Genomic DNA, 11,375 nt, shown 5'->3' on the forward strand with positions numbered 1-11,375 from the left:
TGGATTGAAACACAATACTCGTCTACACCAGCGTCAAAATTGCATGTCGCTCCCCGCGTGGGAGCGTGGATTGAAACCCGTAATGACAGCACCAATTATCGTATTTTGAGGTCGCTCCCCGCGTGGGAGCGTGGATTGAAACAAGAGGTGGAAATATGCGGTGGTCATGTGTCACCAAGTCGCTCCCCGCGTGGGAGCGTGGATTGAAACAACAACATGGAAGACGCCCTGGTGAGTATGGCTTGTCGCTCCCCGCGTGGGAGCGTGGATTGAAACGTTATATGGGGGGTATAAAAAAGGGCATGGCGCTGTTTGGTGTGGGGGCTTGTGTTGGATCATGAATGGACCTGGGTTTTGTTTTTTTAAACGCGCGACTACGAAAAAGTTGTATCGGAGTGCGGCGCTCCTGGAGGCTTCTCTTTTGGTCGATTCAGTCTCTTTCCCTTCAGTCCCTAATTGGTGAACGACGAGTTCATGCGGATCCCGGTGATGATGGACGATCCGGGCCGGACGGTTTCCCTGGCGTTGCAGTGCGTGAACCCGCTTCGGATTTACGTCCTCCCCGACAAGGCAGAAGACAGCATCATTCGGGGTGGGTTAAGCCTGGGAACGTTCGGGAGGCCCGAGATCAATTGGATGGCAAATATAGAAGACGCCTACATCACCTATAGCCTCTCTTCGGTCAGCATCGCCAAGGTTTCTGACGGCTCGGGATATCGGTCTGGCTCGTTCCACTTCTTATATTATTCCCATTACACGAACATTTTTTCGGCTTTCAGCGGCGCAGCCGCATCTGTGGACATCTGTGTTTATCTGTGGCTAAAGTGTTTTTGTCTGTCGGAATGGGGCTGCACATGTCTTTCTTCTTGTCACCTCGTTTCATGAAGATTATATATGAGCATATGCTCAAAACGGGGGGCTAAAGGGTAAGAAAGGCTAAAGGCTAAAGGCTAAAGGCGAAAAGCTATAGGCGAAAAGCGACGGGTGAAGACACACTGCGGTTGGTCGCCATGATTTTTTCTTGTTCTTTAAATGGCCATTCGCGAATCGAATACCTTGAACGAAGAACCAGGCATGAAGAACGAAGAACCGGTTCCCACAGCTCCTGCGCTTGTGACGCATTGTGAGCTCCCTCGCATGCGCAAACCTGCTTTCAAGGTGGCACACCTTGCCGCCGGAGGCTTTTTGTTTTTTCACGTTCCCAAACAGGCCTGCCGCGAAGCGGCAACATTGAACCAAGCACCAAGCACCAAGAACCAAGAACGAAGAACCAATCCCCTATCACCAAGAACGTTTTTTTACCCGTAAGGTTTCCCATGACCCCAACCCACCCCACAGATCCCATGACTTCAGCCATTTTGGAGAGCATCTCCGACGGTGTGTTCACCGTGGACGATGCGTGGCGGATTACCAGTTTTAACCGGGCGGCGGAGGAGATCACCGGCGTGGATCGGGAGGAGGCCCTGGGGCGGCCCTGCTGCGAGGTGTTGCGGGCGAGTCTGTGTCAGTCAGGGTGTCCTTTGCGGAAAACCATGGCGAAGGGGAAGTCTCTGCTTGATATCCCGGCGTGGTTTGTGGATGCCGATGGGGAGCGGGTTCCGGTGCGGCTCTCTACGGCTATTTTGCGGGATGCGGACGGGGCAGTGCTGGGGGCGGCGGAGACCTTTCGGGACCTTCGGGAGGCGGCGGGGACGGATCGGCTCCGGGAAGCCATGCGGCGGTTCGGGGATCTCTCCAGCCGGAGCCCGAAGATGCAGGAGATTTTCGCCATGCTCCCCAAGGTGGCGGCGAGCCGGAGCACGGTGCTCATCACGGGGGAGTCGGGGACGGGCAAGGAAGTGCTGGCCCGGGCCATTCATGGGGCAGGACCTCGGGCTTCGGCGCCTTTTGTGGCGCTGAATTGCGCGGCGTTTCCCGATACCTTGATTGAAAACGAGCTCTTCGGGCATGAGAAGGGGGCCTTTACTGGCGCGGATCAAAGGCGGGAGGGCCGGATCGGCCAGGCCGGGGGAGGGACCCTCTTCCTGGACGAGATCGGGGATGTCTCACCGGCTTTTCAGGTCCGGTTGCTGCGGCTGTTGCAGGAGCGGACTTATGAACCCCTGGGCACGGGGCGAACCGAGACCACCGATGCCCGGTTTCTCGCCGCCACCCACCAGGATTTATCGGCTCTGGTCCGAAAGGGACGGTTCCGGGAGGATCTGTTGTGGCGGCTCGATGTTATCCGGATTCACCTGCCCCCGCTGCGTGAGCGGAAAGAGGATATCCCGGATCTGGCTCTGAGGTTTGCCCGGCGGTTCGGGCGACTGGCGGGTCACGAAGAGGTGAGCCTTCACCCCGCGGCCATGGAGCGACTTCTGGCCCACGACTGGCCGGGGAATGTTCGGGAACTGGAGAACCGCATCGAACGGGCGGTGGTCCTGACCGGCAGCGATGAGATCTTACCGGAATACTTAATGGAGACGCCGGGGCCAGGGGAGAAAAAGGCCGTAGGCCTTGTGTCCGGAAGGGATGCAGCCGAAATCCGAATGATCCGGGACGCCCTCTCCCGCACCGAGGGCAACCGCACCGCTGCCGCCAAAATTCTGGGTATTCATCGAAGCACGTTGATTCGGAAGCTGGCCAAGTTGGAGAAGTGAAAAAAGAAAAGTCTGCCTCCGGCGGCAAGGTGGAGCCACCTTGAAAGCGGGTTTGCGAATGTGTTTCGATCCATAGCGTGTTGACATGCCCATTTGAAGACCCGGGCATCCGGGAGCGCCGCACTCCGGTGCGGCATGGGATCATGCCAACGAAAAAAGCCGCACCGGAGTGCGGCGCTCCGTTGCAGGCTGTTTGTCGGAACAGCTTTCAAGGTGGCTCACCTTGTTGCAAGGGGCGAAACGTCGAGTCCCTGCCTGGGCTGCCGGGTGAACCGTTGGGCAGATGGTGGCTTCACATTCCGCCGGTGATTTACAGAGGGACGGGATGGCTATCAGTCGACCCTCGAAAGTGTCGCGTTTTTGCGACGGGTGCGACGGTGTGTGACGCAGTATTGCGACAGTTTAGGCGCGTCTTTGTTGCTGGCTTGTTGTATTTATATTTTACTATATCAGTATTTTGCATGTAAAAAAGTAACTTTGGCACCGTTCATGCAATATCTCCAGACATAAAAAGGAGGTCTGCGATGATAATCGCACTCTGCATATGGCAGAATCGGATTGCCCCGGTGTTTGACGTGGGAACTACCCTGCTCCTGGTGGAGTTGGATGGGGACCGGGTGATGCGCCGGGTTGAAGAGCGGGTTCCGGAGGATCCGGCCGGAAAGATTCATTGGCTGGTCACAGCCGGGGTCTCCGAGCTGATCTGTGGGGCCGTCTCAAGGCCGATCCGGATGATGCTGGAGGCAGGGGGGATCGTGATCCACGATTTTCTCGCAGGCGATGCAGAGTCCTTACTTGCAGTGCGCCTCGACACCGGGACGATACCTGAAATGTATCGGATGCCCGGATGTGGTCGAAGGCGGCGGAGGAGGGACGGATGCGGAAATGGACAACATCAACATAAAGGAGGGCGCCATGCCAAGAGGTAATGGAACAGGACCCACAGGACAAGGACCGCAAACGGGTTGGGGAACTGGCCCTTGCGGACAGAACAATCAGACAGCCCCAGCGGCTGGAAATCAGGCCGGTTTCGGCGGTCGAGGAGGCCAGGGCCAAGGTTTTCAGGGCCAAGTTGGTCAAGGCCAGGGGATGGGAGGCCGTGGAATGGGAGGCCGTGGACAAGGCGGCCAAGGTGGCCGGGGTGGCCGGGGTGGATGTGGTCGCGGAGGCCGGTGCCGAAATGGCATGGGCTACGGTGCAGGTCAAGGCCAGATGCCTGGCCAAATGCCGGTCGCTCCGACAAATACCCCTTCTGACGAGTCTTAACGGACTTAAAGGGTTATGAGGACGAAGACGGGAACGATTGCGCAAGGAACCGTTCCCGGTTTTCTTCCTCACACCCGGTTTCCTGATTGTACGGAAATTTGACCACGATGCGGGTGCCCGAGCCCTCTCTGGAATGAAGGGCCAAGGTGCCGCAAAGCAGGTTGACCCGTTCCTCCATGCTTTTGAGGCCCATCCTTTTTTCCTTCAGCGCAGTGACCATGCGGACCGCAGGGTCAAAGCCGCAGCCGTCATCTTCAATGCGCAGAATCATATCAGGATGAGACCCGAGGAGGCGGACCTTGATAAGGGTGGCGTCGGCATGCTTGGCGACATTGTTCAAGGCCTCCTGAAGAATTCGGAACAGGTTTATTTTGGTGTCCGTGTGCAGGTGAAGCCGCTCAAGGCCGGCGGTGTATAAATCGATCTCGATGTTATTTTTATTCGAAAATTCAACACAATACTGATCGATGGTTTTGACCAGCCCCATTTGCGTCAGGCCCGGAGGTCTGAGGTCGTAGACCAGGTCCCGGATGGAGGCGATGGTTTTTTTCAGAACGTCAGAGAATTTTTTGGTGCGCTGTCTTACGTCGGGGGAGATCTCTTTGCAATCATCAAACAGAGTATCGCTTCGGATGATCAGCGATGCCAGATCCTGGGCCACGTTATCGTGGAGGTCCCTTGCGATGCGTGTGCGCTCGTTTTCCTGGGCTTTGATCAGCTCCTGGGTGAGTCCGTGGATTTGTTCATGCGCTTCCTTAATCCCGGTGATATCCCGTGAATAAAGGGCGACGCGGTCCACTCTTTTGTCTGCATTAAACAATGGGTAGATGGTGTTCTGGTAGTAGTGATTGCTCAGCCGGGTTTCAAAATGGGCTGGCGCCCCTGTGTCGACCACCGCCTTTAAATGAGCGCATGCCTCTTGAACGGCCGATTGCGGAAGAAAGTCAGTGATCTGTTTTTCATTTAATGCCAGCTGGTTTTTTTCGAGGAAGGTGGTGACGGCATGATTCGCAGCGATGATGGTGCCGTCGGATTGCATCAGCAGGGCGAGGTCGCTGGTGGCATTTAAAAGAGCCCGGGCCACCTCTTCACTCTCCCGCAGGGCCGCTTGAGCCGTCTCCCGCTCGCGAAACAGTTCATCAATATCCGTTTTGATCAGAGAGATGGCGTCATAGACCGTTTTGAATGGATGATCGTCACTTTTTTTCCCTGGCAGTTCGTCGCTTCCCTCGATTTCCCAATCGATATTCCCGAGAAAGCAGTTGAGTTCATCGGCATAGTGTTGGACCGTGTTCTTGCGGTTGGCTTTACCGGGGAATATTCGGGGCAGAAGGCGGGGGGCATGTGGGCTTCGCCTGCGGGTAATGGCCATGGCCTCTTCAAAGCTTTCTGCAAAGATGATGGAGACGGGGCTGGTGTACATCGCGATGGTCAGGCCAGATCGCAGCAGGCGGTTTGCACCGTAGACGATCAGCCCGGAGAGTTCGGGATATTTTTCGATCCACCCGGTAAAAAGACGGGCATATTGTTTCCTTGCTTTCAAAGACGAGCCCGTGAGCTCCTCAATGCCGTTGATCAGGAAGTAGGGGTGACCGGAAAGACCGCAGGCTTTGAGGATGCGCTCCTGGGTAGCAAACGCCGGTCCGACGTGCTCCACGCTTAAATATCCGGTCGAGACTTTATGGATGATGTTGTCGTTGATCAGTTCGAATTTGATGGAATATCCTTCAAACTGGGGATTCCACTCCTCTCGTGTGAATCGTGTCAGTGAAACCGGGACGTTTTTTTGCTTGTTCAGGGCAGGGAGTGCGGCGCAGGCCCATCGCTTGATCGTCCCAGCAGAAAAAAGGGGGGGCTTGGATACGGTCGGAACCCTGGAGGCTTCGAGAGAGGTGTGGCTCTTTACTGGGACGGCCAGCTCTTTATGTGCTTTCCAGGCCGCTTGTTTAACGGCGGAAGAGTAATCGTTTTCTACGGTCACATGGAAATTGAAAAGATTTAATCGTTTGGTGAGCTTTGCGGCCAGCATGATGAAGGGTGATGGCGTGCAGAGGATGAACGCTTTGATTTGCCGAAGGTTGTTGAGATAGTCGACATAATATTTTCTGGCATCTTTTGTCATTCCGGTGATGCCGGTAAAATCCCCGATATAGAAAAATTCTTTCTTTAATCCCCAGCGATGTTCGATAATTTTTTTCGTAAAATCAGTGGACTCGGCCACGACGTCCCGGGTGGAATATCCTTTGACCCGAACGGAGAGTATACGATCTCCGACCAGAGTGATGGACAGCGAATAATTCGTCCCGAAGATGACATCGGTCCACTCAGGACGTGTATAGGTGGTGACGCCGGTGTAGGGACAGACCGAGGTGATTAATTCCTTGTCTCCGGTTTTTATACGATTTGACATCATTACCTTGTACCATCTGTGGGGGGGGGGGCAGTGGATCCTGGGCATCACTTTAACGGTTTTATGACGATGGCCTATGTCTCTAAAATTGATTGCTCGTGATGCGATGCCAGGTACGGGTAGTAAATTTGATTATATTAAAGAGTATTAACATGGTCGGTCAAGTCTTTCTTGTGTTCGTTGATCACGGCTCAAGGCAGGATGACGAAAAGAAGTATCAGGGAGGGGCGAATTGACGACGTGAGGCCTCCTGCAAAGGGTGGATGGCCCTCTGCAGGAGGCCCTTTGTTTATCTACCTTTTTTTAGTGTGAGCATTTGTTGAGAAAACGACAGATCTGCCGAGCCAGTTCATTTGGCTTTTCAAATTGGGCGGCATGGGCCGTGTCGATGGTATCAAGGGTGTTTGTACCGGTATCGGAAAATTGATGGCCGATAAACTCCCTGACTTTTCTGTTATCCACAATCCGGTCATGGGTCGCCAGAATGGCCAGGGTGGGGCAGGTGTTGACCAGAATGGCTCGCCAGGAGAGTTCCTGGATTTCATCCATGATGTTGGCCGATTTCAGGGTGATCTTGGTTGTCTTCAATGGATCATTGTCGATTAAATCAAGCCATTTCTCTTCGAGGGTAAAATCAGCCGGCTCCATGGGAATGGGGATGCATGCATGATCTCTCTCCGGTTTGAGGTGGAACTCCGAGATCATCTCCATCATCACGTCTTCGGCGATGCGAATGACGGAGCGAAATCGCTCGTTCCAGAAGAACCCCGGGGTTAAGAGGATCAGGCTGTCCGGCTTCCGATCCAGGCGGGTTGCGGCGATGGATGCGTATTGGGCTCCCTGGCACCAGCCCGCGAGGTGAACTCGGGTAAAGGAGCGTTGAAGAAAGGCCACATGGCGTACCACATCGTCGATGACCAGAGGGAGTGTGCCCAGGTCACCCCGGGTGGGGTTGAGACCGCATCCCCTGCGGTCGGCGGCCATGACGGTGAGGCTTGGCCGATGTCGCTGCAGGGCTTGAGCCAGGGGTGCCTGCCAGCCGGAGTGGCTCATTCCTCCATGGAGAATCAGGATGACGTCGTCTCCCTTGTCTTCTCCCCAGATGCGGTAGTGAATCGGGTAGTCATCGGGCATGGTAAGGGAGGCGATACGGGGCTCACCCTCCGCGTGGGCCTCCGGCATTCGGCCCTTGATCCCGAGGCCTGCGTTCCAGGTCTCCGGCTGGACACACAATAATCCCTGGACTGTTTTAAGGTAATAGGGACTTTGCAGGTTAAGGGCGCCTTCCCGGCCGAAGGTCAGCATGGGGGAGGCGGGTTCACGGTCCATCAGGTAGTCACCGAAGGCCCCCTCATGGGCGATGAGGGCATCTCCGGCCATGGCGGCCGCCACCAGTCCGCATCGGGTCAGCAGAGAGGTCTCCCCCACATGGCAGCCGATGATGATGTCCCAGCCCATGCGTTTGAGGGTGTTCATGAGCTGTTGAGTCCGAAGCAGCCCGCCCACGCGTGAAATTTTAATGTTGGCGATAAACCGGCCGGGAAGGTCTCGATACCTGGCAAGGTCTGCCTCGGTGCAGAGGCTCTCGTCCAGAATAACCGGCAGCCCGGTTTCAAGGGCAAACTGACTTAAGGCGTCTGCATCGCCGGCACGCAGGGGCTCTTCCACAGCAAAAAAATCACCTTTCAGTGCCTGGATGTAAGCGATTGAGCCGGCAACATCCTCCTGCCAGAGGTTGTTCGCGTCCAGACGTATCCGGATCTTCCCTGCCTGATGTTCCTCGGCCAGGGCCGAGAGGCTCGTCAGTTTTTCCTGGTCCTTGGCCATGTCCCCGCAAAGCTTCACTTTGAAATCGCTCATCCCTTTGATGAAGTAAAGGTCGGCCTGTCCTTTGAATTTCCAAGGTTTTTCATTGCCCAGAACGGCTGAATAGCGGCTGTGACGGCGGTCTGTGGGGAGGCCAAGCAAGGCTTCGACGGAGACCGATTTTTCCCGGGCGAAGAGATCCAGAAGGGCCATCTCCACCGCGCACCAGGCCGATGGGTAGGTGTCAATGAGGGACTGGTTTTGGGGGACCCATTGAACCAGCTCTTCCAGCGTATGGATGGGGCAGGGGCCAGCGGCGAACGTCTCGTTGACCCAGGCAAGGCTTGAAAGAAGATCGTCACCGGCCACGTAGTCGCGGGGGCACCCTTCTCCGTATCCGGTGAGATCACCTTTACGGGCCTGTACCCAGACGCTTTCGCCATTTTTTCTTGATGCGCTGGCGTGGCGCACCGTGGTTTTCAAGGGCAGCTCAAGGGCACGTGCCTGGAGGGTGAGGGGGTCAAGGGTCTCGAGAGTGGGTGCCGGTGTTGTCTCTGGGGTGGTCATGCTGAGGGGTCTCCTTGATGTTTTGTGTGGGGTTGTGTGTTGAGTCGGTGCCGCTTTTTTTACAGGGGGCACGGTGTTGGGAGTGATCGTGTCCTGGCCCCTTTCTTTCGGGGTGCCTGAAATTGATTTCATGGGTGTGTCTCCTTTTATGAGGCCTGGGGACGGGTCAGTTTGAGAACATCGAAAAAGTATTGCATGTAGTCATCACGATGGTCGGCGTTGAACACCCAGAAGTAATATTGCTTCTGAAAGTGAAAGTCCGTCTCTTCCGCCCAGGTCAGGGGGTGGATCAGCACGGGCGCCTTGGCGTTGTGAAAGGCGTCTGACAAGCGGTTCAGAGCCATGGTGAGCACCTCTTTGGGCAGCAACTCTGGTTCGGTGATGCACACCTTGATGCAGTTGGTCAGATCCGACATGTTCAGGGCGACATCGGAGGTGTTCACGATCAAAAGAGCCACGTGGCGATGGTTGTGCCGAATGGCCCAGAGCTCCCTCTCTTTTTTCAGGCCGGCGTCCCGGAATCGGGCGGCGAGATGCTCGGCCGGGGCGTGGTGTTCAAAGAGATCCAGGGCGTCCACGAGCATCCCCCCGGAGGTGGCCTCATAGTGCGAGGCAAAGGTGTCCACATCTTCCTCCGTTGCTGGGGAAAGGGACCATCCGGAAGGCAGGTTCATTGCTTTTTTTGGTTCTCCGCGGAAGTAGAGGTAGGCAAACAGGTCCGTGGAGCAAGCCTTGGGGTTGGCCATGTGCTCCCGGAAGCCATTGAAAAAGAAGTTTGGGAATTGGTTTTCAGGCCGGAAATAGCAGATCAGGTAATCCATCCCCATGGGGTGGTGCCAGAAAGTATCGTAGAAGAAGTGAAGCATGTGGCTCAGGATTCCCAGGCCCACTTTGATGCCCCCGGCTTTCAGGGCGGCGTGGTGATGGATCAGCCAGGCTCTTTCGGCGTATCGTACGATGGACATGTGCCCCAGGGTCCGTCCTTTATCCTGATAGGTCATGTGCCGGGTGATCTCCGTGGGGGCAGAGTAGAGGGCGTGGTAGGTTTGTTTGATGTTCTCCTTATTATTAAGAAAAAGACGGTATTTGCTTTTGTAGATAAAGCCTGTCTCAAAGAAAAATCGCCACAGGTCATCGGCATCCACCGGGGTGCTGAGCCGAACATTGCGATCTTCTGCCTTGTGAATCATGGTTTGAAGTTTTCGATGGGTTTCAAGCTCGATGTCGAGGAAATAGACCGTGCAACGGGTTTGTGGCAGGCCTTTTGTATCCAAGGTGGTTTGGCACCGGGTGACTTGGGCGGTTAACGGCAGGGTGTACAGGTCGCCCAGGGAAATGGCGGCAGGGTCGAGCCTCATGCCAGGGAGCAGAGGCAGGCTCTCCCCGTGGAGGGTAAATTCCAGCCCCACGGCCGAGAGGGAATCGATGGCCAGGGTCTGCAGGCTGCGGGTCAGGGGATGGGAAAACTGAAAATCCGGTGCCGGGATCATTTCAAACGCTTTTTTCCCGAAGCGTTCGTTATCGTGATGGGTGGCGATGGATTCCACAGGTTGAAAGGTGAGCGTGATGGAATCGCCTATGCGTTCCTGTTCAATCAGCCGGGCCCCGGATTCAAAGAGGTTGGCTTTATTCTTGAGGAAGAGGAGGGTGAAGTCCCTCTCCGGGGTGAGTCCCATAAGGTAATGAGAACTCAACGGCGTCAGGCTCACCTGGAAGAAACCGGGCTCAAGTGCGGTTAGAGCGCCTTTGAAAACAAGCCCCTGCTGGTGGAAATGTACCCGGATTCCCTCGGCGGTGCGGGCATCTGAAGGTGCCCCCTGGAGCCGTTGGCCGGTCTCAGGCAATGCAATGCTGAGCCCCTTTTGCGTGGCGGCGTGAAGCGTGGGAATGGCATGGATCTGCCCGGTCCCATCGGGGATGATGAGGCCGGTTAATCCGTCGAAATTCAGGCTGGGGGCCGGGGGGTGAAGAAACCGAAAGGCCGGATAATCACTTAGGACCGGCATGGGAGTCGCCTCAAGGCTCACTGAGCCTTCGGGCGACGCGCCGTGAAAGACGAGAGTGACGGTTTCCTCCTTGAAGTTGATGTGATTGAGGGCGTTGATCAGTTGCTTTTTTTTGACCTCCGTTGTTTTGATCACGCGAGTCGTTGAAGGGGCTGATTGGGCCGGAAGATTTTTTTCCCGAACAGGTTGCGATGCGGTCATAATCATTCTCCATTTGTGTGAATTGACCCCAACGCGGCAAACACAAGCAACCGATTTGCCTGCCTTTTGTAAAAATACCCGTACACGGGCCAGCCGGTACTGCTTGGTGTTCAATTGCGGTGGTTGCGTCTCGTTACCCTTTCGTCACGTCGCATAGGCGATGGTGTCGGGAGCGGAAACAAGGACGCTTCCATGTAGCGGGACAGTTTTTACCTTTGGATATGTTCGTCGCGTTGAGATTGAATAAAATAAAGTGCTTCTTGCAACTATTCCGAATCCAGTATCCGGAAAACTGGGATGGCTTAACCCGGATATTTCACGAGTCGAGTGCGCTCATATTCAAGGCATCAGAGCTGCAGATGTAGTGGTTGACCTCAAAGCTTTCATAACGCAGAAGATGGGTGCACTCGGCTCGCCCGAAGGGTGAGAAAATCAAACAGAATACCGTGGGTTACATTTTGCATTTTTGAAACGACTAAA

7 protein-coding genes and 1 CRISPR repeat array are annotated in these 11,375 nt (G+C 55.4%); of the genes, 4 read left to right on the forward strand and 3 right to left on the reverse strand.

What is annotated here, in order from left to right; genetic code table 11:
* Positions 1-42 precede the first annotated feature (42 nt).
* Positions 43-276: direct repeats of the CRISPR family, unit length 32 nt; unit sequence GTCGCTCCCCGCGTGGGAGCGTGGATTGAAAC.
* 798 nt (positions 277-1,074) lie between these two features.
* The 4 genes from Q1Q75_RS18170 to Q1Q75_RS18185 all read left to right on the forward strand — a co-directional run bounded on the left by Q1Q75_RS18170 (position 1,075) and on the right by Q1Q75_RS18185 (position 3,905).
* Positions 1,075-1,308, forward strand: coding sequence for a hypothetical protein (locus Q1Q75_RS18170; RefSeq protein WP_300673562.1), 234 nt, complete (start codon positions 1,075-1,077; stop codon positions 1,306-1,308).
* An 8-nt stretch (positions 1,309-1,316) separates the two neighbouring features.
* The gene (locus Q1Q75_RS18175) at positions 1,317-2,639 is read left to right on the forward strand and encodes a sigma 54-interacting transcriptional regulator (protein ID WP_300673565.1); all 1,323 of its coding nucleotides are present in this window, start codon (positions 1,317-1,319) and stop codon (positions 2,637-2,639) included.
* Between the two features lie 524 nt (positions 2,640-3,163).
* Positions 3,164-3,568 carry a hypothetical protein gene (locus tag Q1Q75_RS18180; RefSeq protein WP_300673568.1) on the forward strand — a complete coding sequence of 135 codons (405 nt, stop codon included), beginning with the start codon at positions 3,164-3,166 and terminating at the stop codon, positions 3,566-3,568.
* Positions 3,555-3,905 (forward strand): DUF5320 domain-containing protein, encoded by a 351-nt coding sequence (locus tag Q1Q75_RS18185; RefSeq protein WP_366945254.1) that lies wholly within the window; start codon positions 3,555-3,557, stop codon positions 3,903-3,905. Before Q1Q75_RS18180 ends, Q1Q75_RS18185 begins: the two co-directional genes overlap by 14 nt.
* A gap of 13 nt (positions 3,906-3,918) precedes the next feature.
* Here Q1Q75_RS18185 and Q1Q75_RS18190 read toward each other — a convergent pair whose 3' ends face one another.
* The 3 genes from Q1Q75_RS18190 to Q1Q75_RS18200 all read right to left on the reverse strand — a co-directional run bounded on the left by Q1Q75_RS18190 (position 3,919) and on the right by Q1Q75_RS18200 (position 10,895).
* Positions 3,919-6,318 carry a histidine kinase gene (locus tag Q1Q75_RS18190; RefSeq protein ID WP_300673574.1) on the reverse strand — a complete coding sequence of 800 codons (2,400 nt, stop codon included), beginning with the start codon at positions 6,316-6,318 and terminating at the stop codon, positions 3,919-3,921.
* 300 nt (positions 6,319-6,618) lie between these two features.
* Positions 6,619-8,688, reverse strand: a complete 2,070-nt coding sequence (locus Q1Q75_RS18195; RefSeq protein WP_300673577.1) for an alpha/beta fold hydrolase — start codon at positions 8,686-8,688, stop codon at positions 6,619-6,621.
* Between the two features lie 146 nt (positions 8,689-8,834).
* Positions 8,835-10,895, reverse strand: coding sequence for a hypothetical protein (locus Q1Q75_RS18200; RefSeq protein WP_300673579.1), 2,061 nt, complete (start codon positions 10,893-10,895; stop codon positions 8,835-8,837).
* Positions 10,896-11,375: the final 480 nt, after the last annotated feature.

Source organism: Desulfoluna sp. (assembly GCF_030145185.1).
GTDB lineage: Bacteria > Desulfobacterota > Desulfobacteria > Desulfobacterales > Desulfolunaceae > Desulfoluna.

What these genes read in the sequence shown, in the direction of transcription:
- Q1Q75_RS18170 (WP_300673562.1), top strand. Translation starts at nt 1,075, where the DNA reads ATGAAGAACGAAGAACCGGTTCCCACAGCTCCTGCGCTTGTGACGCAT.
- Q1Q75_RS18175 (WP_300673565.1), top strand. Translation starts at nt 1,317, where the DNA reads ATGACCCCAACCCACCCCACAGATCCCATGACTTCAGCCATTTTGGAG.
- Q1Q75_RS18180 (WP_300673568.1), top strand. Translation starts at nt 3,164, where the DNA reads ATGATAATCGCACTCTGCATATGGCAGAATCGGATTGCCCCGGTGTTT.
- Q1Q75_RS18185 (WP_366945254.1), top strand. Translation starts at nt 3,555, where the DNA reads ATGCCAAGAGGTAATGGAACAGGACCCACAGGACAAGGACCGCAAACG.
- Q1Q75_RS18190 (WP_300673574.1), bottom strand. Translation starts at nt 6,318, where the DNA reads ATGATGTCAAATCGTATAAAAACCGGAGACAAGGAATTAATCACCTCG.
- Q1Q75_RS18195 (WP_300673577.1), bottom strand. Translation starts at nt 8,688, where the DNA reads ATGACCACCCCAGAGACAACACCGGCACCCACTCTCGAGACCCTTGAC.
- Q1Q75_RS18200 (WP_300673579.1), bottom strand. Translation starts at nt 10,895, where the DNA reads ATGACCGCATCGCAACCTGTTCGGGAAAAAAATCTTCCGGCCCAATCA.